This window comes from Vibrio penaeicida (assembly GCF_002933855.1).
Classification (GTDB): Bacteria; Pseudomonadota; Gammaproteobacteria; order Enterobacterales; family Vibrionaceae; genus Vibrio; species Vibrio penaeicida_A.
The window spans coordinates 271,852-298,045 of record NZ_BFAQ01000011.1 but is presented as its reverse complement, the minus strand read 5'-3'; the positions used below and the strand labels follow the sequence as shown (position 1 = coordinate 298,045).

Sequence of the window (26,194 nt, the reverse complement as noted above, 5' to 3'; positions counted from 1 at the left end):
TGATTGCATAAGAAGAACTCATTGGCCGAAGCATTTTAAACTCTTCGGCTAACGTTTCATTTTGAGACAATATTGGGAAAATTGTTACGAATTCGCTTTAGTGAAGATGCCGCTGTATCGCCCATTAAAGCCGTAATACGGAAATATAATATATCGAATATCATCATTTGAGAAAGTTGAGGCGTTATCATCCCCAACTCATGATGACGCTCCTCATAGGCGAAGGACAGTGCCAGATCTGACAGTTTGGAGGTAGGTGTTTTTCCATACCTTGTTATTGCAGCAATCTGACATCCTCCCGCTTGGGCGATCTCCAGTGACTGAATCACTTCTTTCGTTTGACCCCGCGTCGTAAAAGCCAATGCCAAATCTTTATCCGTCAACATACTTGCGTAGGCGCGTTGCACATGCGTATCGGAATTAAACAGAACATTTTTGTTGATTCGGATAAGCTTTTGGTAGGCATCAGACGCCACAACACCAGAAGAACCAACCCCAAACAATGCTATTCTTTCAGCTTGCACCATAACGTTCGCTAAGCGTTCAAGCGTTTCCGGCTCTACAACCTTGATTGAATTCTCGACATTTTTACTAAAAAGGTATCCTGCTTTCTGGATAATGTCTGAAGGAGAATCATCTAAACGTACATCATTGTATAAAATCTCACCGACACTGTGTTTTTGTGCGGCTAAGTACTCTAGCTTGAACTCTGAATATCCCTTGTATCCTAAATTCTGAGCAAATCGAATAACTGAAGCATTACTCACATCACATTGATTCCCCAGCGCTACAGCACTTAGAGTGGATATGTTATTTTTTTTGTCGTTTAACAGAAATCCAGAAATTTTCTTTTCTGCATCACTGCCGTGTACGGAAAGCATTTCTAACCTTGGAATAAGATCTGACATAAAGACGCCTGAAATGGTACCTGAGCCTAAAACATGTTGGTTAACATCATAATCAATATGCTCACACATATCACGCTTAGTGTGACCAAATACACAGTAGCTTCCGAGAATTGTTTTAGTAAACTCGTTGCGATCGGAACACCAACAAAGGAGCCTAGAACGAGCATTAATGCCGTCGGAATATCACTTTCTCCACCTTGAGCATAAATAAACGAAGTGCTAGAAGACAGAACTAAAGCAATAACAATTGAAGACCCAACCGACTTTTTAATGCTGATGCCGAGGTGGCTGTTCAGAACAGGCAGTAACAAAATACCTCCTCCAACACCTGTCGTTCCTATCACTAAACCACAAAGCCCCCCAGATAAAACAGCTCGATGGAGAGATGTATGTTTCTCCGAACATTGAGGGGTGTTCCGTTTCTGAATCGATAAATATTTATTCACCAACAGATAGAGCGCAAAAAACATGACGGCAACGATCAAAATTTGGACACTATTGGAAATCAACAGGTTGTACTCTGCGTGACGATTTAGGTGTACTACAGCATATGCACTGCCAACACCTGCGGGGATCGCACCAAGCAAAATCCCCCTTACACTACTCCAGTCAACGTTATCCGCCTTGATGTGAAAGATGCTGGCATTGACCTTAACTAGCGAAGCGATCAAGCTAGCCGTTCCTACTGATAAGATTGGTTCCATACCAAAGACAAACTGAAGGAGAGGAATGATAAGAATACCGCCACCAACACCTGTTAGCCCCATAGCTACCCCAAGTATCAAACCGATAATAAGCTTAAGAATAGCCGTATAAAACGTGGCGTCCTCAAGTAAAAATTGAAGAAGTTCCATTCATGAAAACCCTGAATGCTAATGTTTTTTGGTGAACTTATACCCAAGTAACCTAAAGATGCTTAGTTCAGCGACGTCTTTTTATATGAGAATCGACTGGCTTTCAGGCAAGCCACAGATTCTTCATCTGCGGCTTTTGGTTAAATAAACAGGCTTAAGGAAAGTAGGCTAAATGCCTTCATCTACGTCTGTCACATGCGTCTGTTTCTCTAGCTCATCAGCCAATCGAGTCAGACCATTGTGACCACAGGCCAATGCGGTTTGAGCAAACTCCGTTAGGTTCATCTCGTCTCGTTCAAGCAACATCTCTACACAAAGTTGAAGGTTAGTCCCTGAGATAACTTCAACATTATCTCTTTCAAGTGCAATCTGTGACGCAACTCGGAAGGGGCTCCCTCCAAGTAAATCCGTCAAAAATACAACCCCCTTACTTGTATCCAATCGATCTAAGTCACTCAACATCAATGCCTCAAGCTCTGGCACTGAAATGCCTTCCACAAAATCGATGAAAGAGAAGTTTTCCTGAAACCCAATGATTTGATTTACCGCTTGCCCCAAGCCGGAGCCAAAACAGCCATGACCCACAAGAATTACCGCTATCATTTGTTGCCCTTATAAAATTCGAATAACAAATGCGGGTGGTATCCCGCACTGGTTGATTGATATTGGTTATAAAACGCCGATGTAGTGACCACCAATACCGAACAAAATCATTAAGAAAATAATCTTCGTTGGTGAAAGCCCTTTCATGAGTAGTCGATACGTCAGTAGTACAAACAGTACAGGAAGGATATTTGGAACGATCTTATCCAATAAATCGGTTTGGATACTGAATGTTGTCTCTGCATACCCTATCGACGCCGTGGTTTTTAGTTTTACGAATTGCGCAGACATTGCGCCAATTACCATGATACCTACGATGGTTGCGGAGCGTGCCATTGCAACGGTATGATCTTTAATCTTATCCAGTGCTTTAAGGCCTGATTTGTACCCGTAATTAAACAGCGGAATTTGAATACTCAGACGCGTCACATTTAGCAGTAATAAGAAAAATATTGGAGCCAAGTACACATTATCTAACGCCAGTGATGCCGCAATAGCCGCACTAATGGGTTTCAACGTCAGGTTGAACATGGCGTCGCCTACACCAGCAATCGGTCCCATGGCCGCTACTTTAAATGCGCGTATGGTTTCTACTTTTTGCTTGCTTTGCTCCATTGCCAACACCAAACCTAAAATGAAGGTAACGAGATAGGTATGGGAATTGAAAAAATCCATATGCGCGCGCATAGATTCGCCCAAGCGTTCTTTTTTCTTATGGATATGCTTTAGTCCGGGAGAAATAGCCCAAAGAAACCCACATGCCTGCATTCGTTCATAATTGAATGATGCCTGAAGAAACAACTGGCGCCATAATATTTGCCTTACCACTTTTTTTGGCAACACATCCGTATTCGCTACATCTTCAGCTGGTGCTTGCGCGTTTTGAGAAACTTGGTCCGTCATTTTAAATACCTCCGCCTTGATTTTGGTCGTGTACAACAGCTGGTTTACTCTCTTCTATTCTCTGACGCGTCATGTAATCAATAACGGCAATACAAGTTGCAAAGATAGCAATAGCTAACACAGGAAGGTTTAGGTAGGTCATTGCGGCAAAACCAGCGACAAAATATGGAATAAACGCTTTCTTAAACATGATCTTCAGCAGCATTGCGAACCCGAGCGCAGGCATCAGACCACCGGCAATTTTAAGACCAGCGATGATCCCTTCTGGAACATAAGCGATGATGGCGTTAGCCACTTCTTCACCAAAGTAAACTGGAAGCACAGCGGTTACGAAATAAAGGGTTCCCAAAGAAAGCATTCCCAAATGGTTTATACGGGCTATCCCCTTATCATCACCTTGTGAGGCCAAATCATCCGCTTTGTGCATCAAACCCGAAAACACCGTAAATTGAAGTACGATCAATTGCTGCATTAAGATGGCGAAAGGCAGTGCGATCCCTACAACAACTTCTGGTGCAAAGCTTCCTTTTATCGCAAAAGCGGTTCCAACTATCGCGCCAATAGTCACGTTAGGTGGCTGGGCACCAGCGATTGGCACGAGCCCTAGCCATGCGAGCTCTAAGGCGGCACCAACAGCAAGCCCAGTCTGGTAATCTCCTAGAATTAGACCGACCACTGGTCCTGTTACAATTGGGCGACCAAAATAGAACTGTCCACTGTAGAAGTCGACGCCAGCGAAGGCTGCCCATAATCCTATTAAAATAATTTCAAACATATCTATCCCTTATATGCTTCGTAGAGTTCAAATACGTCCAACTTTTCCTCATGAGGCATTCGCTGAACGGCAAAACTTACATCTAGCTCTCTTAGCCGTTTGAAGGCTGTCATATCATCGTCATCCACTGAAACGGTGACATGGATTTGCTTTTTACCTTCTGCATAATGCATGTTGCCGATATTGACATCGTTCAGAAGTAACCCCCCTTCTGCCAAACGAACAACATCTTGAGGTGTTCTCACGACAAGAATGATGTGTTGTTCTGGGGAGGCTTTATGAATCACATCGATTGTTTTCTGTATTGAAAAAAAACGCACACCCATATTTCCTGCAGACATCGTCATTAGGTTTTGTTGAACGGCATCTTCGGAAACTTCATCATTTGCAATCACAATCAAGTTTGCTTTAGCGTGGTGACTCCATGCCACAGCGACCTGACCGTGCAGTAAACGATTGTCGACTCGTGTTAGATTGATACCCATTAGATATTCTCTCTTCCTTGTTTTTGTCTTTTAATTATTGGTCATGGTTTTGTTTGGCAGTCAGCAATTGTTCTTCTAGAGATTGAAAATCACTTTCAATGCAACCCAACGCCTGCTCATTTGAAATATTCGCCAAACACATTAAAGCTGCGACACGAGGGCGATATTCCGCTTTTTCCAAATAACCTTTTGCTATGTCTAAAGGAACATGGCAGATAGATGCCACAATATTTTCTGCCCGATAAATCAACTTTTCGTTGTTAGCAACTAAGTCAATCATTTGGTTTTTATACACTTTGCCAAGGCGAATCATTACGGTAGTACTGATCATTCCCAGAAGCATTTTTTGCGCTGTACCACTCTTCATGCGCGATGACCCGTTCAACACTTCTGCGCCTACATCGGGCGCTATCGCAATATGTGCTTCTGTCCCCATAGGGCTAGGACCTCGCGTACAAATGGCAACAGTTAGGCAACCTAATTGATTAGCGTATTCCAACGCAGACAACGTAAACGGCGTCCTACCACTTGCCGAAATACCGATCACAACATCTTTCGATCTGAGGTTGCGCTCTTTCAGGCTTTTTATCGATAGCGCTTCATCATCTTCAACGTCTTCTACTGCCGCCAACATCGCATCTAACCCTCCAGCAATGATCGACTGAACCTGTTCTGGATTAGTCCCAAAGGTAGGGGGACATTCAGCACTATCCAGAACGGCCAGACGACCACTCGTACCGGCGCCGACATAAAAAATTCGGCCGCCGTTGAGTAGCTGCATACAAATTGAGTCAACGGCTTTTTCGACAAACGGCAGATGTTGCTCAATAGACTCAGCAACGGTTTTGTCGTAAGCATTAATAGTTTTGAGAACTTCCATCGTGCTTTTTTTAGAAAGATCAACGGTGAGTGAATTGATTTCTCTTTCTATTAGCGCGTCGATATTGCTATCTCGCATAGAGATTTTCCTTACTTAAAAAATGAACCCTAAATGTAATGAAAGTATATTCACACACAAACAGAATGTAACGAAAGAACATTAAGGGTTTTATTGACATAACTGTGATTAATGTCATGAAAGTACGAATAACAATTTACTTAGTGTAATATCAGTACATAATAAAAAAGTTACTGCCTATAACCGTTACAAGGTTGGGCAGCATCTAGCGGATTCTCGTAAACGACAGGTAGGGGGCGCTTAGGGTTAGTAATCGGGAATTAGATTCTTATCATTTTTATCCCGTATCAGAGGGTTAAGGTGACAAACATGAACACAAAATGTGTACTGAAAAAAAGCACACTCGCTATCCTTATGGGGGTTGCCGTCATACCAACATCAATAGCCATGACGACAAATTCACATTCTGAAGTAAATACGTTTAACGTAAGTGAAGCAGAAACGTTTGATGGTATAGCGCAACAAATGGCTACCTATATTGATGCGAACAATGAAGAAGTCAGTGAGGTGGGGTCTTGGTTGACTCCCATATCTGAAGGAGGGTTATTTGATCCTTCTACAGGTCAATGGTCAGACATTGATTATACTTCTTCTACTGCTGCGGCTTTTCCTGTCGTCGCGCACTTAGAACGACTCTTGAATTTAACAAGATGCTATACCAGTAGCCAATGTGGTCAAAGTGAAGAGCAAGAACTTCTGTCGGTAATTTCATCCGGAATGCAGCAATTTGCCGACGCAGAATATACCCATAGTGGCTGGTGGTTTAACTATATTGGTATTCCTCATCGAGTGGGCGAATTGCTGGTTTATGTTAAGGCTTACGAGATACCCGTAGCTCCCTCTGCTTATCAGGCTTTGGTAAACGCAAAATATTTGAATGCCAGAAGTCATTGGAGTTATGGCCGTGGCGCGAATGCGATAGACATTGCCATAGCCAATATGTACAGCGGAGTCGTTCGAGAAAACGAAGAAAGGTTGGCTTACTACAGCAATGAAGCATTGAAAGAAATTGGCCGCTCAGATATTGGTATCAATGCTGATAAGAGTTTTTTTGCACACGGACCTATGCTAAACACCAATTCTTATGGTTGGGTTTTGGTGATGAGGACCTTGCAAGTTGAAGCGTATACACGCGGCTATTATTCAATGAACTCAAATAGTCAAAACGCGTTGGAAAGCTTTATGGATCAGGGAATGTACCCTACTTTCCGAGGACGGTACCATGATTACTTAACAGGAGGTCGAGGTGGTGTTTCACGAGAGAATAATCTTGGCCGAGGGTTCTCTACAGATACATTAGAAAGGTTGAACCCTGATAGAGCCGCACACTTTCACTTAGTCAATCAGGTGACAAGTGGGCAGGCTACTTCAGACCAAATGCCCTATCGCGATATTAAGGGATATTGGAATGGCGACTACTTACTGAAAAATACACAATCTTATCAATATTCTGCTTTAACACACTCTAACAGAACAATGGCTATCGAGCAGGGAAATGGCGAAAACTTGCTAGGCTCTTTGATGTCGATGGGATCTCACTCGATCCGAGTTTCTGGCGATGAGTATTACAATATCTTTCCGCTTTGGGATTGGCTAAAAATACCTGGTGTCACTGGTAGGCAAGGTCAATCTATGTACCAAGGTTGGAATACCCGTGGTATTGCTTTCTCGGGAGTTATGTCTGCCGATAATAATGCCATCATGGTACATAGCCAGAACAAGTTTGGAGTATCTGTTAAGAAGGCAAACTTCGTATTTGACGACGCTATTATAGCTATGTCCTCTGACGTAACGTCCACCCAAGATGGTTTAGTAACCACTTCACTTGACCAAAGCTGGTATCGCGACGAAGTGAAGATTGGTTATACCAACGGTGATTCCGATGTTTTAACTAATGGCACTCAAAGTTACACAGGTAACCAACTGGCATACGTGCTTCACAATGGTATCGCTTATATGCCATTAGATAACAGCTTGTATAATGTCAGTGTGGAAGATCGCACAGGGCAATGGACCAGAGTGAATGCATCGCAAAGTGATCGTGACATTACTGGAACTGTGTTTACCAGTTGGATAGATCATGGCGCTTATCCGACTAATCAATCTTTCAGTTACGCTATTTACCCAGGACAAACATCCACATCTGTATCCACATTAGCCCCTCGTAATAGGTTCGCTACATTCCAAGAAGGAGACACTCTGGTTGCTTATGATCGGCAAGATGACGTATTACAGCTAGTGCTGAGGGAGGCTGGGCAGTGGAGTCATGATGAGTTTACTCTAGTCTCTGATCAACCTGGTATGTACATAGTGACAAACGCAAGTTCATCTCAACCAACATTGCACTTTGCTGATCCGGATCAAGCCAATGGAGCCGCTTCTGTTGGCTTTTATAACTCACACGGAGGTGCATCTGAACAAGTGTCGGCACCAAACTACCAACAAACCAATGTATCAACGGTTACTTTGAACATGGGGGATGTAACAGTACAACCAGACTTAGTTATAGATGCTTCAGATGATACTTTTGTTCGTTTCGGTGGCTATTCAAATGATAACTACGGCTCTTCAAACAAACTGTCTGTTAAAGCGGATTCGAATTCATCTTATCGTCGCCATGTACTTCTTAAGTTCCCGATAGATCAAGTTAATATCTCTGCCTTGAACACCGCGACACTTGAACTTTCTGTGCTCAATTCTGGAAGCTCGCAACCTGTTGTCGCATACAAAGTAGATGACCAAGCGTGGGAAGAGTCATCAGTTACGGCTAATTCAGCACCAAATTCAGGTGATCAGATTGCCGCAGAAACAAACAATAACGGAGTATTCAGATGGGACATTTCTCAAGTGCTTCGCGATGCTTCATCACAAGAACGAGCAACCATCAGCATTAAATTGCTAGTAGCAAACAACGGTCAAAGTAATTGGATTACTTTTAACAGCAAGGAAAGCACAGAAACAGGACCTGTCATTAACATTGATTATGACCCTATCGTTGAACAAGTTAACGTTGTTGAAGACGCTTACCTTCAGGGAGGGAGTTCAGCCAACACTAATTTTGGTCAGGATGCACGCCTAATAGTAAAACTTGACCCTAATTCATCGAGTTACACTCGTGAGAGTGTGTTGAAGTTTCCTATCAGCCACTTGAATTCTTCCGCTTTAAATCTGGCAGAATTGTCTCTTCAAGTGAAAAATATTGGTCAAGCCATGACACTTAGGGTAGCGGAAATCGACTCAAGTTGGAGTGAAGGTGATGTGACTTATAACAATTTGAACAGAGGGACATCTAATCCGATTGCGTCAAACCTAACCACCCAAGATCAAGTTGTTTCGATCAATATTACTGATTTAGTTAAAGCAGCTCTTGAACAAGGCAAAGAACAAATCTCGTTGAGGCTGTACAGTCTAGAACAAGGAGGCAACAAATATGCGACGTTCTACAGTAAAGATAGCGCTTTTGAACCACCAAGGTTAATCACCTCAAGCTACTAACCTCGAACGACTAAATAATGCCCCCTAATCATCTTCTGATTGGGGGTATTTCTATCAAAATTTAGGCTAATTGGGGTTTGAAGATGTAAAAAGCGACATTACCCTTTGCAGTTACACCGCCACAAAGCTTATTGCATCTGGCTTGGCTTTACCTTGCCAATACAAACGGCTTACGACGGTTTCAGCTAGCGCTCGATAAATATCGGAATGAGGCGAGTCAGGGCGAGAAACAACCGTTGGAGCACCATTGTCTAGATCTTCTCTAACGGAGATATGCAGTGGAATTTGTGCCAATAACGCCAAACCAAACTCTTGAGCCATTTGGCTTGCACCTCCATCGCCAAATATATGCTCCTTTTCACCACAATGGCTGCATATGTGGTAGCTCATGTTTTCAACCATGCCTAACACAGGTACATCGACCTTTTCAAACATAGCCGCACCTTTTCGGGCGTCGGCTAGCGCAAGATCTTGAGGAGTCGTGACTATCAAAGAACCTGTCACTGGAATCTGTTGAGACAACGTAAGTTGAATGTCACCCGTTCCTGGCGGCATATCGATAACAAGGTAATCTAAATCGGGCCATTCAGTTTCATTAAGCAATTGTGCTAACGCTTTAGACGCCATAGGACCACGCCAAATGGCAGCGTCGGCATCATCGACAAGATAGCCAATAGAATTGGTATAAACCCCATGCGCTTTTACGGGCTGCATCCATTTATTATCCCGAACATCCGGTTTTTTTCCTTGAGTGCCCAGCATAATAGGAACGGAAGGACCATAGATATCAGCATCAAGCATTCCAACCTTAGCGCCCGACACACTGAGCGCCATCGCCAAGTTCACGGCTGTCGTTGACTTACCTACGCCTCCTTTTGCAGACGTAACCGCGATAATATTTTTAACACCTTTTACTTCAGCTAACACTGTGGTTTGCATCGCTTTCACATTGCCCACGATGTTGTATTCAAAAGAAGAAATAGCACTGGATTTAATTTGATCTTCAATCCAATTTTTCAGGCTTTGCTGTAGCGCTTTGTTGATAAATGGAATCTCAATCTTAATCACACCACTCGCCAAAACAGACACAATTCCAGGAGTCTGGCTCCATCCGTCGATCAGCATTGGATGTCGGTATTGTCCTAGCCACTGGCACAGGGCTTCTTTTGATTGAAAATGTTCCATATTACCTCCAATTATTTTTGTCCATCCTAACACTTCATTCTTTCGCAAAGAACCCTGAAAAAACTAGGATATACGCCTAGTCTGCGGGTTGGAGTAAGCTGCTGCTTAAGGTACTATTAGCGGCTATCACATTAATACCTATCTAAAGCGAATAACAAGTATGGCAACCGATCCAAAAAACCTTACTAAAAGGAAAATACTGGTAACTTGTGCCCTACCGTATGCAAACGGTTCTATCCACCTTGGTCATATGCTTGAGCATATCCAAGCGGATATCTGGGTTCGTTATCAGCGCCTTCGTGGCAACACTGTTAATTTCATCTGTGCAGACGATGCTCACGGCACGCCAATTATGCTTAAAGCACAACAGATGGGTATTACGCCAGAAGAGATGATCGCTGCTGTAAGTGAAGAGCACCAAAAAGATTTCGCTGGATTTGATATCAGCTTCGACAACTACCACAGCACGCATTCTGAAGAGAACCGCGAGCTGGCTTCTCACATTTACCTACAGCTCAAGAAAAATGGTTTTATTTCCAGCCGTACAATTTCTCAGCTGTTTGATCCAGAGAAGGAAATGTTCCTACCAGACCGTTTCGTAAAAGGCACCTGCCCGAAATGTAAGTCTGATGACCAATACGGTGATAACTGCGACAACTGTGGTGAAACCTACAGCCCAACAGAGCTTATCAATCCGAAATCAGCAGTATCGGGTTCTACCCCGATAATGAAAGACTCCGAGCACTTTTTCTTCGACCTGCCTCAATTTGAAAGCATGTTAAAAGAATGGACTCGCTCTGGTTCGCTGCAGTCGGAAACCGCCAATAAAATGCAGGAATGGTTCGAATCCGGTTTGCAACAGTGGGATATCTCCCGCGATGCGCCATATTTTGGCTTTGAAATTCCAGGTGAGAAGAACAAATTTTTCTACGTTTGGCTAGATGCTCCAATTGGCTACATGGGTTCGTTCAAAAACCTATGTGACAAACGTGATGACCTAGATTTTGAAGAATACTGGAAGAAAGACAGCGACGCTGAACTTTACCACTTCATCGGAAAAGACATTGTTTATTTCCACAGCCTATTCTGGCCAGCAATGCTAGAAGGTTCTGGGTTCCGCAAACCAAATAACGTATTCGTACATGGTTACGTTACGGTGAACGGCGCGAAGATGTCTAAGTCGAAAGGTACGTTTGTCAAAGCGAGTACTTACCTAGATCACCTAGATCCAGAATGCTTGCGCTACTACTACGCAGCGAAGCTAAACAGCCGCATAGACGACTTAGATCTAAACCTTGAAGACTTCACTCAACGTGTAAACGCAGACGTCGTGAACAAGATTGTAAACCTTGCGTCTCGTAACGCTGGCTTCATCACGAAACGTTTTGAAGGCAAACTTTCAGATGATTTCGCAGAGCCAGAACTCTACAGTGAGTTCGCATCTGCGGCAGATCGCATCGCCGAGCTGTATGAATCACGTGAATTTAGCCGCGCAATTCGTGAAGTGACAGCACTTGCCGACAAAGCAAACCAGTACGTCGATGAAAAGGCACCTTGGGTTGTCGCTAAAGAAGAAGGCAAAGACAAAGAGCTTCAAGATATCTGCTCTGTAGGCATTAACTTGTTCCGAGTTCTAATGACTTACTTAAAACCAGTAATGCCAGCACTTGCTGCTCGCACAGAAGGCTTTTTGAATGATGAGCTAACTTGGGAAGGCGTTACATCCCCATTAACGGGCCATGAAATCACGAAGTTCAAAGCACTTTTCAACCGAATCGATCCTAAAAAAGTAGAAGCAATGGTTGAAGCGTCTAAAGAAGTAGCGGCAGCTGAGAAAGCCGTTGCTGAAAAATCGCAAGAAGCGCAAACAGAAACTGAGTTGAGCAAAGACCCGATTGCAGATGAAATCGAATTTGATGATTTCGCTAAAGTGGATCTACGCATTGCGAAAATCGTTGAGTGCGAAGAAGTGCCAAAAGCAAATAAATTGCTAAAGCTAACACTCGACATTGGTGGTGAAACGCGCCAAGTATTCTCTGGCATCAAGTCAGCCTACAAGCCGGAAGACCTTGTAGGTAAGCACACAGTCATGGTTGCGAATCTTAAACCTCGTAAGATGAAATTTGGCATGTCTGAAGGAATGGTTCTCGCAGCTGGCCCTGGAGGCAGTGACTTATGGTTACTTGAGCCACATGAAGGTGCTAAGCCTGGAATGCGAGTGATGTAAATGACTGCATCTTGTAAGTAACTGCATCTTGCAAGTAACTGCACGCTAAAACTTAAACCGCCTACCTTGCAGGCGGTTTTTTTATACCCAGTCATCCAGTCAAAGAAATTTTCTCAAAGACCAATTTTCCGCAAAGCCCCCCTCCCCCAATTGGTGCAATTGCACTACTCCTACACACAACCTAGGAAACGATAAACTTTAAATTATTGATTTAAAACAAATATAATTTTGGCACTGAGTATGCACTCTATAGACTAACCAATCTGGGGAGATGTGTATGTTTATACTAATCAGCTTAACGGTCATATCCGTTTGTATCGTAGCGTTGTTCCTACGCAGCCAAGTAAAGGCAGAAAATGACCAACGCCATCTCGACAGTCTTCATCTTCTGCGTCAAATTATTCAGTTATGTAGAGCACATCGTACACTGACACATCAAGTGCTTACCGAAGGTAATCAAGCACCGCACGCAACCTTAAAGTCTCTTTTCAAATTAAAGGAACAAATCAAAATACTCGCCGTACAAGCTAAAAAAATCAGCGAGAATTCGAACAAAGCAAAATATCGCGTGCTCATAATCAACCTAACCTTGATGTGTAAAGAGTGGAGAACCCATAGCGTCAATCGAAACCAAGTATCTCACGGTAAAGTCATCCGCCAGTGCCTCTACCTTATGGATGAGTCCATCGTCACTTGGATGATTGAAGCTTATCGCGACGACATGACAGATCAATACCACCATGACTGGCAGTTGATCTGCGAAGCGATGGAGTGTCTAACGCAACTGAGAGTATGTATTCAGGGTATTGAAACGGAAGCAGGAAAACGGCGTTACCTGCATTACGGACATTTGATTCAAAGGCGGCTAAACCAGATCAGTTTGAGTTGCGCTGTGCCTGTTTCATCTGATGTTCAACTAAAGCTAAGCGATGTGTTAAACGATTTTGCAGAAGACTCGAACAACAATGAGGTTATCGATACTGATAATTTGTACAAACTCACCAATGGGATATCAGCATTCTTATTTAGTGCTTACGACTACGTTATCAGCTCCATCTGCGAAGAACTTTATGAACCGCTACCCGAAATATTACCTTTAAACCACCTCAATACGCGTAATTCACAGGCTTCTCTTTAGGGTCAACTGGCGCTCATATGGCTTAGAATGTAAAAACCCGCCAAAAGCGGGTTATGAATATCTATTGATCTTAGCGACTACGCATTAACTATCGTCTTCGGTAAAGTTCGTCGGTAGTGTCACTTTCATCTTATTCCAGATTTGCGCACTTTCAAGCCCGTAGTGGCGAATGACAATCGGTAGTTGTTCACGAGAACCTGACTCACACACTTCATGCAATTGTTTGTAGAAGTTCAATGCAAGGTCTCGTGCTTCAGGGTTAGAGAAGTAATAACTCCCAACGCGATCATACAATTTCTTCAAACCATTAAAGATAAGCCCGTAGATCTGGTTTCCAGAATGGAAGGCAAGTCGCTGGAACAACATGTAGTCGTAAAAGTTGAACGTTTTGGCAATCAAAATGGCTTGACGCTTTTCTTCATCTTTCTCGTTGTCATCTTTTACGTTAGCGCGAATTTTATCAGCGTAAGGCGACGCCTCAACAAACGTATCCCAATTATCCGATTCTAATAGCTGCTCACAGGAATCAATTACACCTTGAATTGTCTTTAACGACGTTTCTTTATTGGCTTTAAAGGCATAACGCATAAAGATTGGGCTGATATTGGTACGTGCAGCAAGAAGATCTTCAACAATGCTGGTTGCGTTATCTGCATCCAAGGTCATTAGCGTATCTAGAATATGCAAACCCGAGGTTTCCATAAATTGGTTAACTTTGGTTGGTTTACCATGCTGAATGGTTAGCCACCCATCACGAGCAAGACGCTGCAACACTTCTCTTAACGTCGTTCTTGTTACGCCAATTAATTCAGAAAGCTCGCGCTCCGCCGGCAGGATAGAGCCAGGAGGGAAGCGCCCCTTCCAAATACTTTCAATAATGTACTTCTCAGCAAAACCTGCTGGGCTTTTTGCCTTTATAACCATGAATTCGGGTTTCCGGTGCATTTATAACGTAAAATTGCACTCATCATACCACTACTTGCACAATTCAGAAAATAAGCGTGTGTATTCCTGCTTTGTTTGTGAGATTACGCGTTAGATTTTTTTATTCTGAGATAGATTAGCGCACTCATTGTGAGTCAAATCTCATTTTTCAACAATTTTAACAATCAAGCAACGAAATAAAATACTTACTAAAAGCATGATTCTGACTTAATTTTACATGGAAATTTAGCCTAATTTCGGCAAAAACACCTGCATTTCACTACTAAAGTGCATTATTTTGATGGTTAAGTCAGGCAAGGACAAAAGTGTAAGCAGAAGTTAAAGTTCGTACTATTCTATGAATCGATGTCGCTAGTTCTTGATAAAAAAGCCTGTCAATTTAACTATTTTAAACATTTTTAGGTTGACTAAATATTACGTAGGAGTAGAGTTGCGGGCGAAAGTATAGGAGTGCTTGTCTTTCTCAAGGAGTGACTTGGCAAGGCTACAGAGGTTTCCATCGAAGTTGTTTTCCTAAGTCACTGTTTAAGATATGATTTTTTATGAAATTCCGCATTTCATAGTCAGGGATCGAGACACACTCTCAGTGTCGAATTTACAATAAAAGAGTCTTATCATGCCGATGTCACTCGGAAACGCGTTCATTAAGAACTTTCTAGGCAAAGCACCAGATTGGTACAAGCTTGCCATTATCGCCTTTCTTATTATTAACCCAATTGTATTTTACTTTGTAGACCCGTTCATTGCTGGTTGGATGCTCATCATCGAGTTTATCTTTACATTGGCTATGGCTTTAAAATGCTACCCACTTCAGCCCGGTGGTCTATTAGCTATTCAAGCGGTCGCAATTGGGATGACCAGCCCAAATCAGGTTTATCATGAATTAGAAGCCAACCTTCCGGTTCTTCTATTGTTAGTATTTATGGTTGCGGGTATCTACTTCATGAAGGAGCTTTTGCTCTTCATCTTTACGAAGATACTGCTTGGTGTGCGTTCTAAGGTACTGCTGTCCGTAGCTTTCTGTTTCGTTTCGGCCTTCCTTTCAGCATTTCTTGATGCTCTAACGGTTATCGCAGTTGTTATTTCCGTAGCCGTTGGCTTCTATTCGATATATCACAAAGTTGCGTCGGGTAAGGGTTCTCAAGCTAACCACGACCACACCAGTGATGACCACTTATGTGAAGTCACTCGTGATGACTTAGAAAACTACCGTTCTTTCTTACGCTCTCTACTTATGCATGCCGGCGTCGGTACTGCACTGGGCGGAGTAATGACGATGGTAGGTGAACCTCAAAACCTAATCATTGCAGACCAAGCAAGTTGGCAGTTTGGTGAGTTCATGATTCGTATGTTGCCTGTTACGCTGCCCGTATTCTTCTGTGGACTTATTACCTGTGCTTTAGTTGAGAAATTTAAAGTATGTGGCTACGGTACTGATTTACCAGCAAGCGTTAGAAAAATTCTGGTTGATTTCGATAACGAACAGCGCAAGCGCAGAAATAAACAAGATATTGCAAAACTGGTTATTCAAGGCTTGATTGCACTATGGCTTATCGTTGGTCTGATGTTCCATTTAGCGGAAGTGGGTTTAATCGGTTTAAGCGTGATCATCCTTGCGACGGCATTCACTGGTGTTATTGAAGAGCATTCATTAGGTAAAGCATTTGAAGAGGCACTGCCATTTACCGCCCTTCTTGCTGTCTTCTTTGCCGTTGTTGCTGTTATCATCGACCAAGAACTGTTTAAACCAGTAATCGACGCCGTACTCGCATTGGAAGGTGGCCAGCAAATGGTTATGTTCTATATCGCGAATGGCTTGCTTTCGATGGTGTCTGATAACGTATTTGTCGGCACGGTTTACATCAATGAAGTTAAATCTGCTCTCGTTGAAGGCATTATTACTCGTGATCAATTCGACTTACTTGCTGTTGCCATCAATACAGGAACTAACCTTCCTTCTGTCGCGACACCAAACGGTCAAGCTGCTTTCTTGTTCTTGCTGACTTCCGCGTTAGCGCCGCTTATTCGTTTGTCATACGGTCGTATGGTTGTAATGGCTCTGCCGTACACGTTTGTTCTTGCTATTGTAGGTTTGTTCGGTATCGCATTCTTGCTTGAACCATTTACGGCAAGCTTCTATGAGATGGGGTGGATATCTCATCATGTAGGCGAAGCGGTAAGTTCGTCACAGGGACATTAATTTTTTTGTTGAATAGAGAACTTATTCAAGATAAAAAGCTCTGAGTTATCAGAGCTTTTTTTATAAGGATACATTACCTTGAACGCTTTATATGCAATCAAACAATTTTCAGAGAGTCGCCTGTCATGGCTTATTCTGCTGATTTCTATCGTGGCACTGGAAGCTACAGCTTTGTACTTTCAACACGTTATGATGTTGGCTCCATGTGTAATGTGTATTTATGAACGCGTTGCTATGATGGGCGTGGGCTTCGCTGCTATTTTGGGCATGTTAAATCCTAAAAACTTCATCGTTCGTTGGCTTGGATTTTTTGGGTGGGGAGCCAGCGCTTATAAAGGCTTAATGCTTTCTCTTCAGCATGTCGACTATCAATTTAACCCTTCCCCTTTTGCTACATGCGATATTTTCGTCTCCTTCCCTGAATGGGCACCGCTTCATGAGTGGATGCCATCAGTATTTAACGCATACGGAGATTGCAGCAAAGTTGTGTGGCAATTCCTAACACTTTCCATGCCTCAATGGTTAGTTGTTATCTTTGCTGGTATGTTGGTTGCGCTGGCGGTCGTTGTTATTTCTCAGGTCGCTAGAAAACCAAGAACATTATTTTAATGCTAGATACCACAAATCCTTGATATAAAAGAAATAAAGCTCCGTATAGGAGCTTTATTTTATGGGGAAAGCTAAGGGATAACGATTAAACTAGCGACCGCAGCATTTCTTAAATTTCTTGCCGCTTTCACACGGGCACACGTCATTTCTTCCAACGGTTTTATAGGGGTTCACGCTTTGTGATTTAGCACCGGTCATTAGCTCATCAGCCGCCATGGCCACTTCTGAAGTCATAATATCCAACTGAGGCAATAGCTCTTCTAATCGCGGTGGATTCTCTATTCCTGCCTGTTTCATTTGCTCATGGGTTTGCTCTTCGTCAATACCCAACATAAATGCAGTAAGCAGGGCTTGTAACATCCGCGCAGTACCGTCAGATACTTGCGATTCAAGCCATTGCTCCTCAACAATTGACCACACCGACATAAAGCCTTCTGAAAAATCAGCAAACGCTTCTTTGTCATTTGCCCACTCAGACGGTCTATATTCACTCGACTTTATCGACGCATACTGGTTGTTTATTTGATCAACTATCTGCTTCTCTATCTCTTCAGCTTGTATTTCAGGTAGCCATTTTTGGGGCTCCAGCGGTCGAGTCGCGAAGTTAGCAGCCAGCACTGCGCCCTCGTAAAAATAGGCAGTTTCACCATTGTAACCATTCGGCAGAGCAATCAATTGGTACATTTTGTTTATCTTGTTTCAGTATGTTGTTGCGGATTATACCCAAGTCATTTGAAGAAGCCAGATACTGCTGCTCGGCTTGTCTGTTTGCCACCTGTTTTGCATTCAATAAGCTTCTCGCATACAATCGCGCAGCCCTAAAACAAGGTAAAAACTATGCGTGTAATACTTGGACCAATGGAAGGCGTATTAGATCATCTAATGCGTGAAATTCTGACCAACATAAACGATTACGACCTGTGCGTTACGGAATTCGTGCGTGTGATTGATCAGCTATTACCAGACCACGTATTTACCCGTATCTGTCCAGAAATCAATACCGGAAGCAAAACCAAATCTGGTACGCCTGTTCGCACTCAGTTACTTGGACAAGAGCCCAATTGGATGGCTGAAAATGCCGTGAGAGCCGTAAACCTCGGTTCTGATGGTATTGATCTTAACTTTGGCTGCCCGGCTAAAATGGTTAATAAAAGTAAAGGTGGGGCAGCTTTGTTGCAACACCCTGAACTGATTTATCAAGTCGTTAAAGCGTGCCGAGAGGCCATAGATCCAACTGTCCCAGTCACAGCAAAAATTCGGTTAGGATGGGAAGACCCGAATGATTGCTTTGAAATCGTCGATGCCATTACACAAGCCGGTGCTAACGAGATCACGGTACATGCTAGAACGAAATCAGGGGGTTACAAAGCCAGTGAAATCAAATGGGAATACTTAGCGAAGCTAAAACAGAAAGCTCGTATCCCTTTGATCGCAAATGGTGAGATATGGAATTACACAGATGGGCAACGCTGTATTGAAATGTCGGGAATAGACTCTCTTATGGTTTGCCGAGGTGCCTTCAACGTACCTAACCTAGGAAATGTAGTAAAACATAATCACCAACCTATGCCCTGGCACGACGTCGTTGACCTGCTGCTTCAGTATTCAGAATATGAAATCCAAGGTGACAAAGGGTTGTACTACCCTAACCGAGTAAAGCAGTGGTTTTCGTATCTTAGACAAGAATACCCTGAAGCTGCGGCTTTGTTCCGTGACATCCGAACCTTTAATAAAGCGGCACCGATTGTAGATCACATACAGCGATACCGAGATACAATCCAGAGCGTGAGTACGATTTAAACACGACATATACTCTGTAAAATGCAAAATAGCGAAAGGAAAGTCACTCTCGCTATTTTCATTTAAGGCACTAAGGTCTGTTGACCTAACAAGGTCCTCAAAAGATCACCTGATTTTTTCCAGACTCCTTTGCGTGGTAGAGCTTTTTATCCGCAGACTTAACCAAATCTTTCAAGCTTGCCTGCTCTCGATGATCTTCGACACACACGCCGCCAGATAAAGAAAAACCGCATTCAAGAAGCTCATAGGATTGGCTGGCGACTTGCTTTTGAATTCGATGAGCAATGTCGACAATAAGCTGTGGGCTATTCGCTCGTATGTATACGACAAACTCTTCACCACCAAATCGAGACACGGCATCCATTTCCCTTAATACGGCACGCATCTGATCGGCAACAAAGCAGATCACTTCATCTCCTTTTTCATGACCATACGTATCGTTTATCTTCTTAAAGTTGTCGATGTCGAATACCGCAATGCCTTCAAACTGATAGCGGCACGGCTTTTTAAATTCAATTTCCAGCCCTCTCCGATTGAGCAGCCCTGTCATTGAATCTTTTTCAGCTAAATTTTGAAAGTAACGACGCTCGAAGTTCAAATTCAAATAAAACAGGCTGATCACAGTTAGAATGTAGATAATCGCAATGATAAAGACAGCATTTCGTTCTTCATGGAGTAAAGACAATAACTCATCTAAAAAATCTGACTCATAAAATAACGTATGCTCAAACGCCACGCCTTGAATAGAAAGCGGGTAGACAAAGTGACGGTCACGTACGGTATGAAGTTGCTCGTTGTGCACTAAATGCAGTCTTTCACTCAGTGAAGAGCTCGAACTCAAGAGCAGATCGGTTTTAATTTCTAAAGACACCACACCTTTAAAATCCTCTCCCTGACTTACGGGCAAAGACAACGTGAGCACTCTTTCGAGTTCATTTGCGTTTTCAATTGGTCCTGTAACAGTTATCGAATCTGAATTGCGGCTGGTCAAATACCAGAATGGTTGAGATTTAAAGTGCTCAATAGAGGATCGATCAATATTTTTCGCCAAAGTGTCAGGGGAGGAAATAACTAACCCCTCTTCAGCAACGTAGTAAATACCCAAGATATGCTCATCAAGATCGTGCAGGAATGACAGCATCGGGGCTAAATCCATCATTTCTACAGCGTGTCTATTTAATGCTGAACCACGGCGGCACATCGATTGATCACCCGAGATCATATAACTAATATCCACCGCAGGGATGTTTAGGTTTTTATCCTGCGCTAGAACCAGTGCTTCAATTGGCCAAACATGGCAGACACCATTATTGACTTGAGAGTTATGCTGAAAATGAGGAAAGTTTTCGTTCTGATAGTGAGTAGAAAGGGTGTAGTCAAGAGAAGTCAGAATTTTCACTGAACGATGAATGGCGTTTTCAACCCGCTTATATTCGCGTTCGACCCTTTTTTCATTTCGTTCGAAGTAATTTATAGCCACCATCAACAACATGCCGATAGCAAATATTGCTGGGATGAGAAATACATATCTTAAGCTCATGTGCTGGGTCGACATCATATGAACCCCAGACAAAAATAAAGTGTTTTAAAACACATACTGAAACAACACGCCAATTTTGAACGAAAGCGCAATATTAACAGCATCTTAATAAAAGAAAAAACCCTCTTTTGTGCTAAAGAGGGTTTACGTTTACGTTGGGTGATTTATCTCTTAAGAAAAGAATTAATTTAACAATAAACTGTCATCAGCAAGTTCTTCACCACGTACTTTAGAGAACATTTCGAGTAGATCAGGGACAGACATGTTTGCTCGTTCATTTCCGGCAACATCCAACACAACCTCGCCTTGGTGGAGCATGACCGTTCTATCACCACACGCTAGTGCATCTTTCATAGAGTGAGTAACCATCATTACCGTTAAGTTGAATTCATTCACAATCCGCTTCGTTAAATCGATAATGAATGCCGCCATACGAGGATCCAGCGCTGCTGTATGCTCATCTAAAAGCAGAAGTTTACTCTCAGATAAAGTCGCCATAACGAGACTGACTGCTTGACGTTGTCCACCCGATAACAATCCAATGTTATCCCCTAACCTGTCTTCTAACCCTAACCCTAGAATACTGATGCGCTCTTGAAACAATTTTCTTCGTTTTGAAGATAAAGAAAAACTCCAACCGCGACGCTTACCACGCATATAAGCGAGCGCCATGTTTTCTTCAATGGTGAGATCGCCACATGTCCCTGCCAGCGGGTCTTGAAACACGCGTGCACATTGGCTCGCGCGCTGGTCAACAGTTTGGCGAGTCACGTCAGCATTATCAATAATGACACTGCCACCAGCCATCGGTGTTTCACCAGTAACGGCACCAAGCAGAGTAGACTTACCTGCACCGTTGGATCCAATAACCGTAAGGAATTCATGTTCAGGAACAGTAAGAGAGACACCTCTTAAGGCTCTGTTTTCTAAAATAGTACCTGCGTTAAAGGTAACTTGAATATTGTCGAGCTGGATCATGCTACCTCCTTAGATTCAGACTTTGCAGGCTTACCGCCCTTTTTTGCGTTAAGGTTTCCTTTCAGTTTTGGCGCAATCAGAGCCAAAGCAACCAAGACTGCAGTTACAAGGTTCAAGTCTGAGGCTTGCAGCCCAAACATACCTGTACTCAATGCGAATGCCACTGCAAGCCTATAGAGTACCGAACCGACGATCACAGCTAAAACCGCCACCCATATTTTACGGCCAGGGATTAACGTCTGCCCAAGTATAACTGCCGCTAACCCAACAACGATGGTACCCACCCCCGAAGTAACATCTGCAAAGCTGTTTGTTTGAGCAAACAATGCCCCTGAAAATCCAACGAAGCCATTTGATAACGCTAAGCCAAAATAGGTATAAAACGCAGTGCTCGCGCCTTGTGATGCCACCATTCTTGCATTTACACCTGTCGCTCTAAGACCTAAACCGAAATCACTATTTAGAAGGCGTACAACGAAAATTGCCGACAGTAATACCAATACCCCAACCACAATTGGGCGTACATACATTGAATCGCCTAAAGCTTCAAATGGTGTAAGGATTGTATTTTCGCCTATCAATGCCATGTTTGGTCGCCCCATAATACGGATATTGATAGAAAACGCGGCGATCATGGTTAATATTGAGGCTAAAAGATGCAATATTCCGCATTTCACGGCTAAGAATGCCGTAACCCACCCCGTTGCTGCACCAGCAATAATTGCCATGCCTGTTGCTATCCACGGGTCAATTCCTGCCACAATGGCGGTAGCAGCAACAGCAGCGCCCATTGGGAAGCTACCATCTACACTCAAATCTGGAAAATCTAGAACTCTAAACGTTAAATAAACACCCAGTGCGACCAATCCATAAACGAGCCCAATTTCAAGGGCTCCAAAAAATGCAAAAGCAGACATAACAACTCCCTTTCTGCTTGATATAAAAAGCCCGAATAGCGAGTGCTATTCGGGCTTAGTGTTATTATTTTACGCTAGTTGCACGATCCAGAACGGATTTAGGAATGGTTACACCAATCTTTTCAGCAGCAGTTTTGTTCACAACAAGGTCAGAACCCTTTGCCACATTCACATCTAGGCTACCCGGTTCCGCACCTTCTAAAATAGCGGCTACATAATCAGCCGTTTGGACACCAACTTGGTAGTAATCAAATCCTAAGCTTGCCACTGCGCCTTTCTCAACATAAGAGGTAGCACCGCCAAGGACTGGTGTTTTCGCTTGATTCGCCGCGACGATCATACCTTCAATAGCACTCGCAACGGTGTTATCTGTAGGGGCATAAATCACGTCAGACTTTGCAGAAATAGCTTGAGTTGCCGATTGAACATCCGCGCTCTTTAACGCAGTCGCTTCCACTACCTTTAAACCTTTCGCATCGGCCGCTTCTTTCAAAAGCTCAACCAGAGTAACGGCATTCGCTTCGCCTGGGTTATACACCACACCGATAGATTTCGCGTTAGGTAAAATTTCTTTGATTAAGTCAACGTGTTGAGCAACAGGCGACAAATCAGATAGACCGGTTACGTTTTTACCTGGTTTTTTCATGCTGCCAACCAGCTTAGCGCCAACAGGATCGGTCACCGCTGTGAATACAACCGGAATAGAGCGGGTTGAAGAAACCAAGGCTTGAGCAGTTGGCGTTGCAATACCAACCAATACATCAGGGTTTTCACCAACAAACTGACGCGCTATCTGTACCGCAATCGCTGGATTGCCCTGTGCTGTACGATATTCGAATTCTAGATTTTTCCCCTCTACATAGCCTTTTTCTTTCAGACCATCGAGCAAACCCTGGCGTGTTGCGTCCAGAGCGGGATGTTCTACGATTTGTGATACGGCGACTTTCGCCGTTTTAGCAATAACACCTGTAGAGGAAAGTAACGCTGCACCGGCAATACACGCGGTAGCAATGATTTGACTTGCTTTCATCTTGACTCCTTGATTCAGCAGTAAAGTTGTTGTGATGTTGTGGCTGCCAATCTCCTGGCGGCTTACCTGTTTTATTTCTTTGATTCTAAACACTCTAAATAGCGCACCTATGCTTTGGTGACCTAGTCATAAGTCTAGGGAGTTTGAAACAAACAGCTACTAATTATAGTTTCTATATTTTGTACGCGCTTATTTACGCATATGTACACATTTTTACCAGCAAGGCTCAGTAAAGGGAAGAGAGGATTAACAACAAAGTAACAAAACGTGAAATTTGCGTTAACCAGCACACAAAACCACTATATTTAATAGTGAGCAAAGTAATATTCTTATCATTTGAATAAAAAACAGATGATGTTTTTTTAATCAGTTTTGAAAAATAAATCTTCATTACTGAATTTGACTTTTATAAATAGAAATGAAAGAAATCGCGTTGTTTTACATGCTGAAATGGGACAAGCGTACTGGGAACGTGGCCGTAGATCGACGATATGACAACAAAAAAGGAGGCTAGGATCGAATGATCCTAGCCTCCTTTTTTAAGAAGTTACTTTATAAGAAACAGAGCAATCAGAAATCTATCTGACTTTAAAACCAACGCTCCAACGCAGATTTATCAAGCTGCCTAAACGCACGATTGAGCGTTACAGCCAGTTCTTTGTATCGGGGTTTACTTTTTATTGGCTCAAGCGCACCGCCTGCTTCAATAATTTTCTGATGAATTTCGCGGTACCAGCTTGCAAGTGCTGGCGGGAGTTGTGTATTAGAGCGGTTACCCAACCACCACATACCCTGTAGAGGGAGGCTAATCGCAAATAAAGCCATCACAATGGCTTGAGGCATCGCTTGCTGGTTTTCAAACACCATTTGCATAAGCACACTAATCGCAGCGACAGCTGGCATCACTTTAACACCAAATTTTGTTGCTTTAATGATGCGTTGTTCTGGAAAGAGAGGGGTCAGCTCCTTTCGCACAGGCCAAGTATCCATGTATTTTTGACCATCTTTCAAACTATGGATGAGCCCGACTTTATTGTTCATACCAACCTCTCACTAAAATAAATTGACAACCTTTAAAAAAAAGCTGCAAAAAAATTGATTCTAGTTAAAATGCACTCAAATTTTTTTGTTATCTTGGGTCATTATCGCTATCCTTAGCAAACCCTCAATCTCATTGTTGCTGTTATTTACAATTTAGGCAACCGTGAGTGTTATTTGCAAGGAAGCGTATTCGCGTTGATTAAAGTATCAATGCGTCCAACGATACGGAATTTCAAGTATTTTTTGACCAAGCGTAATTTGTCTTCTCAAAAAGGCATTTATGCTTGCGATTGATTTTCATCCTTAACTGATTCTTTTATCAGACGAATAACAGGTAGTCACTCATGTCTAAGCTAGTTTTAGTTTTAAACTGCGGTAGTTCTTCACTTAAGTTTGCAATTGTTGATGCAGCAAACGGCGACGAGCACCTTACAGGTCTTGCTGAATGTCTTCATCTTCCAGAAGCTCGTATCAAGTGGAAACTTGATGGAAAGCACGAAGCACAACTAGGTAATGGTGCTGCGCACGATGAAGCGCTGTCTTTCATTGTTGAAACTATTCTTGCTTCAAAACCTGAGCTTGCAGATCAAATGAAAGCAATTGGTCACCGTGTAGTACACGGCGGCGAGCAATTTACTCAATCTGCGTTGATTGATGAAGCCGTTCTTAAAGGTATTGAAGATTGTGCAGCATTAGCACCTCTTCATAACCCAGCAGCAATCATCGGCATCAAGGCTGCACAAAAAGCCTTCCCAAGCCTTCCAATGACGGCTGTATTCGATACCGCATTCCACCAAACGATGTCAGAAGAAGCTTACCTATACGCACTTCCGTACAACTTGTACAAAGAGCACGGTATCCGCCGTTACGGCATGCACGGTACTTCTCACCTATTTATCGCTCGTGAAACAGCTGAGCGTTTAGGTAAACCAGCGGATGAATTGAACATCATTAACTGTCACCTAGGTAACGGTGCTTCTGTTTGTGCAATCAAAAACGGTAAATCTGTAGATACCTCAATGGGTCTTACTCCGCTTGAAGGTTTGGTGATGGGTACTCGTTGTGGTGATATCGACCCAGCAATCATCTTCCACCTGCACGATTCACTTGGCTACTCAGTTGAGCAAATCAATACAATGCTAACGAAAGAATCTGGTCTTGCTGGTCTTACAGAAGTGACTTCTGATTGCCGTTTTGTTGAAGATAACTACGGTGAAAAAGAAGAAGCTACACGTGCAATGGACGTATTCTGTCACCGTCTAGCGAAATACGTTGCGAGTTACACAGCAACTCTTGAAGGTCGTCTAGATGCAATCGTATTTACTGGCGGTATCGGTGAAAACTCAGGTCCAATCCGTGAAATGGTTCTAAACCGTCTTGGCGTATTCGGTATCGAAGTTGACGAAGCAGCAAACCTAAAAGCACGTTTTGGTAAAGAAGGTACCATTACTAAAGCAGAAAGCCGCATCCCTGCAATGGTTGTCTCAACAAATGAAGAGCTTGTTATTGCTGAAGACACTGCACGTTTAGCGGGTCTATAATAAACTGACTTTTACTGGCTAACGCGCCAATAGGTGCGTTTAGCCAGTTCTTATTTTCAGCT

The 26,194-nt window shown here is 43.0% G+C and carries 22 protein-coding genes; 7 read left to right on the top strand and 15 right to left on the bottom strand.

Features of this window, described 5'->3' with window-relative positions; all coding sequences use genetic code 11:
• Positions 1 to 56: 56 nt before the first annotated feature.
• The 7 genes from VPNCDNU1_RS04825 to murQ all read right to left on the bottom strand — a co-directional run bounded on the left by VPNCDNU1_RS04825 (position 57) and on the right by murQ (position 5,486).
• Complete coding sequence (locus VPNCDNU1_RS04825; protein ID WP_167404718.1) at positions 57 to 908, bottom strand: MurR/RpiR family transcriptional regulator; 852 nt, start codon at positions 906 to 908, stop codon at positions 57 to 59.
• A 26-nt stretch (positions 909 to 934) separates the two neighbouring features.
• Positions 935 to 1,762, bottom strand: a complete 828-nt coding sequence (locus tag VPNCDNU1_RS04820; protein ID WP_104399302.1) for a sulfite exporter TauE/SafE family protein — start codon at positions 1,760 to 1,762, stop codon at positions 935 to 937.
• 168 nt (positions 1,763 to 1,930) lie between these two features.
• A complete protein-coding gene (gene agaF / locus VPNCDNU1_RS04815) occupies positions 1,931 to 2,365 on the bottom strand; it encodes a PTS galactosamine/N-acetylgalactosamine transporter subunit IIA (RefSeq protein ID WP_104399301.1) in 435 nt (144 codons plus the stop codon).
• A gap of 66 nt (positions 2,366 to 2,431) precedes the next feature.
• On the bottom strand, positions 2,432 to 3,268 hold the full coding sequence (locus VPNCDNU1_RS04810) for a PTS system mannose/fructose/sorbose family transporter subunit IID (RefSeq protein WP_104399300.1): 837 nt from the start codon (positions 3,266 to 3,268) through the stop codon (positions 2,432 to 2,434).
• A gap of 1 nt (position 3,269) precedes the next feature.
• Complete coding sequence (gene agaW / locus VPNCDNU1_RS04805; RefSeq protein WP_104399299.1) at positions 3,270 to 4,043, bottom strand: PTS N-acetylgalactosamine transporter subunit IIC; 774 nt, start codon at positions 4,041 to 4,043, stop codon at positions 3,270 to 3,272.
• A gap of 2 nt (positions 4,044 to 4,045) precedes the next feature.
• A complete protein-coding gene (gene agaV, locus VPNCDNU1_RS04800; RefSeq protein WP_104399298.1) occupies positions 4,046 to 4,528 on the bottom strand; it encodes a PTS N-acetylgalactosamine transporter subunit IIB in 483 nt (160 codons plus the stop codon).
• Between the two features lie 34 nt (positions 4,529 to 4,562).
• Positions 4,563 to 5,486, bottom strand: a complete 924-nt coding sequence (gene murQ, locus VPNCDNU1_RS04795; protein ID WP_104399297.1) for an N-acetylmuramic acid 6-phosphate etherase — start codon at positions 5,484 to 5,486, stop codon at positions 4,563 to 4,565.
• A gap of 309 nt (positions 5,487 to 5,795) precedes the next feature.
• On the opposite strand from murQ, the gene VPNCDNU1_RS04790 reads away from it, so the two are divergent.
• A complete protein-coding gene (locus VPNCDNU1_RS04790; protein WP_104399296.1) occupies positions 5,796 to 8,981 on the top strand; it encodes a CBM96 family carbohydrate-binding protein in 3,186 nt (1,061 codons plus the stop codon).
• A gap of 111 nt (positions 8,982 to 9,092) precedes the next feature.
• Here VPNCDNU1_RS04790 and apbC read toward each other — a convergent pair whose 3' ends face one another.
• Complete coding sequence (apbC, locus tag VPNCDNU1_RS04785; RefSeq protein WP_104399295.1) at positions 9,093 to 10,166, bottom strand: iron-sulfur cluster carrier protein ApbC; 1,074 nt, start codon at positions 10,164 to 10,166, stop codon at positions 9,093 to 9,095.
• Between the two features lie 160 nt (positions 10,167 to 10,326).
• Between apbC and metG the strand changes: the two genes are divergently transcribed.
• The gene (gene metG / locus VPNCDNU1_RS04780) at positions 10,327 to 12,393 is read left to right on the top strand and encodes a methionine--tRNA ligase (RefSeq protein ID WP_104399294.1); all 2,067 of its coding nucleotides are present in this window, start codon (positions 10,327 to 10,329) and stop codon (positions 12,391 to 12,393) included.
• 277 nt (positions 12,394 to 12,670) lie between these two features.
• Entirely contained in the window at positions 12,671 to 13,531 is an 861-nt protein-coding gene (locus tag VPNCDNU1_RS04775) for a hypothetical protein (RefSeq protein ID WP_104399293.1), read from the top strand.
• Between the two features lie 84 nt (positions 13,532 to 13,615).
• Here VPNCDNU1_RS04775 and fadR read toward each other — a convergent pair whose 3' ends face one another.
• Positions 13,616 to 14,455, bottom strand: a complete 840-nt coding sequence (fadR, locus tag VPNCDNU1_RS04770; RefSeq protein ID WP_101113614.1) for a fatty acid metabolism transcriptional regulator FadR — start codon at positions 14,453 to 14,455, stop codon at positions 13,616 to 13,618.
• A 637-nt stretch (positions 14,456 to 15,092) separates the two neighbouring features.
• On the opposite strand from fadR, the gene nhaB reads away from it, so the two are divergent.
• Both nhaB and dsbB read left to right on the top strand, forming a co-directional pair.
• Positions 15,093 to 16,676 carry a Na(+)/H(+) antiporter NhaB gene (gene nhaB / locus VPNCDNU1_RS04765; RefSeq protein WP_104399292.1) on the top strand — a complete coding sequence of 528 codons (1,584 nt, stop codon included), beginning with the start codon at positions 15,093 to 15,095 and terminating at the stop codon, positions 16,674 to 16,676.
• Positions 16,677 to 16,754: 78 nt separating this feature from the next.
• Entirely contained in the window at positions 16,755 to 17,285 is a 531-nt protein-coding gene (gene dsbB / locus VPNCDNU1_RS04760) for a disulfide bond formation protein DsbB (RefSeq protein WP_104399291.1), read from the top strand.
• 90 nt (positions 17,286 to 17,375) lie between these two features.
• Here dsbB and VPNCDNU1_RS04755 read toward each other — a convergent pair whose 3' ends face one another.
• Complete coding sequence (locus tag VPNCDNU1_RS04755) at positions 17,376 to 17,969, bottom strand: YecA/YgfB family protein (RefSeq protein WP_104399290.1); 594 nt, start codon at positions 17,967 to 17,969, stop codon at positions 17,376 to 17,378.
• A gap of 153 nt (positions 17,970 to 18,122) precedes the next feature.
• Here VPNCDNU1_RS04755 and dusC point away from each other — a divergent pair, with 153 nt between their 5' ends.
• Positions 18,123 to 19,085, top strand: a complete 963-nt coding sequence (dusC, locus tag VPNCDNU1_RS04750) for a tRNA dihydrouridine(16) synthase DusC (protein ID WP_104399289.1) — start codon at positions 18,123 to 18,125, stop codon at positions 19,083 to 19,085.
• Between the two features lie 97 nt (positions 19,086 to 19,182).
• Here the strand turns inward: dusC and VPNCDNU1_RS04745 are convergent, their stop codons facing one another.
• From VPNCDNU1_RS04745 to yfbV, 5 genes are all read right to left on the bottom strand, one after another.
• Complete coding sequence (locus VPNCDNU1_RS04745; RefSeq protein ID WP_104399288.1) at positions 19,183 to 20,643, bottom strand: sensor domain-containing diguanylate cyclase; 1,461 nt, start codon at positions 20,641 to 20,643, stop codon at positions 19,183 to 19,185.
• Between the two features lie 165 nt (positions 20,644 to 20,808).
• Positions 20,809 to 21,603 carry an ABC transporter ATP-binding protein gene (locus VPNCDNU1_RS04740; RefSeq protein WP_104399287.1) on the bottom strand — a complete coding sequence of 265 codons (795 nt, stop codon included), beginning with the start codon at positions 21,601 to 21,603 and terminating at the stop codon, positions 20,809 to 20,811.
• On the bottom strand, positions 21,600 to 22,520 hold the full coding sequence (locus tag VPNCDNU1_RS04735; protein WP_104399286.1) for an ABC transporter permease: 921 nt from the start codon (positions 22,518 to 22,520) through the stop codon (positions 21,600 to 21,602). The genes VPNCDNU1_RS04740 and VPNCDNU1_RS04735 overlap by 4 nt, the downstream gene beginning before the upstream one ends.
• Positions 22,521 to 22,584: 64 nt before the next feature.
• Positions 22,585 to 23,550: an ABC transporter substrate-binding protein gene (locus VPNCDNU1_RS04730; RefSeq protein ID WP_104399285.1), complete on the bottom strand. Its 966-nt coding sequence runs from the start codon at positions 23,548 to 23,550 to the stop codon at positions 22,585 to 22,587.
• Between the two features lie 588 nt (positions 23,551 to 24,138).
• Positions 24,139 to 24,591 carry a terminus macrodomain insulation protein YfbV gene (gene yfbV, locus VPNCDNU1_RS04725; protein ID WP_101113605.1) on the bottom strand — a complete coding sequence of 151 codons (453 nt, stop codon included), beginning with the start codon at positions 24,589 to 24,591 and terminating at the stop codon, positions 24,139 to 24,141.
• 344 nt (positions 24,592 to 24,935) lie between these two features.
• Between yfbV and VPNCDNU1_RS04720 the strand changes: the two genes are divergently transcribed.
• Positions 24,936 to 26,132: an acetate kinase gene (locus VPNCDNU1_RS04720; protein WP_104399284.1), complete on the top strand. Its 1,197-nt coding sequence runs from the start codon at positions 24,936 to 24,938 to the stop codon at positions 26,130 to 26,132.
• Positions 26,133 to 26,194: the final 62 nt, after the last annotated feature.

Excerpts from the sequence above, each read along its gene's own strand:
- murQ (WP_104399297.1), bottom strand. The coding sequence starts at position 5,486 with ATGCGAGATAGCAATATCGACGCGCTAATAGAAAGAGAAATCAATTCA.
- apbC (WP_104399295.1), bottom strand. The coding sequence starts at position 10,166 with ATGGAACATTTTCAATCAAAAGAAGCCCTGTGCCAGTGGCTAGGACAA.
- VPNCDNU1_RS04820 (WP_104399302.1), bottom strand. The coding sequence starts at position 1,762 with ATGGAACTTCTTCAATTTTTACTTGAGGACGCCACGTTTTATACGGCT.
- VPNCDNU1_RS04745 (WP_104399288.1), bottom strand. The coding sequence starts at position 20,643 with ATGATGTCGACCCAGCACATGAGCTTAAGATATGTATTTCTCATCCCA.
- agaW (WP_104399299.1), bottom strand. The coding sequence starts at position 4,043 with ATGTTTGAAATTATTTTAATAGGATTATGGGCAGCCTTCGCTGGCGTC.
- VPNCDNU1_RS04775 (WP_104399293.1), top strand. The coding sequence starts at position 12,671 with ATGTTTATACTAATCAGCTTAACGGTCATATCCGTTTGTATCGTAGCG.
- VPNCDNU1_RS04825 (WP_167404718.1), bottom strand. The coding sequence starts at position 908 with ATGTCAGATCTTATTCCAAGGTTAGAAATGCTTTCCGTACACGGCAGT.
- VPNCDNU1_RS04755 (WP_104399290.1), bottom strand. The coding sequence starts at position 17,969 with ATGTACCAATTGATTGCTCTGCCGAATGGTTACAATGGTGAAACTGCC.
- nhaB (WP_104399292.1), top strand. The coding sequence starts at position 15,093 with ATGCCGATGTCACTCGGAAACGCGTTCATTAAGAACTTTCTAGGCAAA.
- fadR (WP_101113614.1), bottom strand. The coding sequence starts at position 14,455 with ATGGTTATAAAGGCAAAAAGCCCAGCAGGTTTTGCTGAGAAGTACATT.
- yfbV (WP_101113605.1), bottom strand. The coding sequence starts at position 24,591 with ATGAACAATAAAGTCGGGCTCATCCATAGTTTGAAAGATGGTCAAAAA.
- VPNCDNU1_RS04740 (WP_104399287.1), bottom strand. The coding sequence starts at position 21,603 with ATGATCCAGCTCGACAATATTCAAGTTACCTTTAACGCAGGTACTATT.
- VPNCDNU1_RS04720 (WP_104399284.1), top strand. The coding sequence starts at position 24,936 with ATGTCTAAGCTAGTTTTAGTTTTAAACTGCGGTAGTTCTTCACTTAAG.
- agaV (WP_104399298.1), bottom strand. The coding sequence starts at position 4,528 with ATGGGTATCAATCTAACACGAGTCGACAATCGTTTACTGCACGGTCAG.
- dusC (WP_104399289.1), top strand. The coding sequence starts at position 18,123 with ATGCGTGTAATACTTGGACCAATGGAAGGCGTATTAGATCATCTAATG.
- VPNCDNU1_RS04730 (WP_104399285.1), bottom strand. The coding sequence starts at position 23,550 with ATGAAAGCAAGTCAAATCATTGCTACCGCGTGTATTGCCGGTGCAGCG.
- VPNCDNU1_RS04790 (WP_104399296.1), top strand. The coding sequence starts at position 5,796 with ATGAACACAAAATGTGTACTGAAAAAAAGCACACTCGCTATCCTTATG.
- VPNCDNU1_RS04810 (WP_104399300.1), bottom strand. The coding sequence starts at position 3,268 with ATGACGGACCAAGTTTCTCAAAACGCGCAAGCACCAGCTGAAGATGTA.
- agaF (WP_104399301.1), bottom strand. The coding sequence starts at position 2,365 with ATGATAGCGGTAATTCTTGTGGGTCATGGCTGTTTTGGCTCCGGCTTG.
- VPNCDNU1_RS04735 (WP_104399286.1), bottom strand. The coding sequence starts at position 22,520 with ATGTCTGCTTTTGCATTTTTTGGAGCCCTTGAAATTGGGCTCGTTTAT.
- metG (WP_104399294.1), top strand. The coding sequence starts at position 10,327 with ATGGCAACCGATCCAAAAAACCTTACTAAAAGGAAAATACTGGTAACT.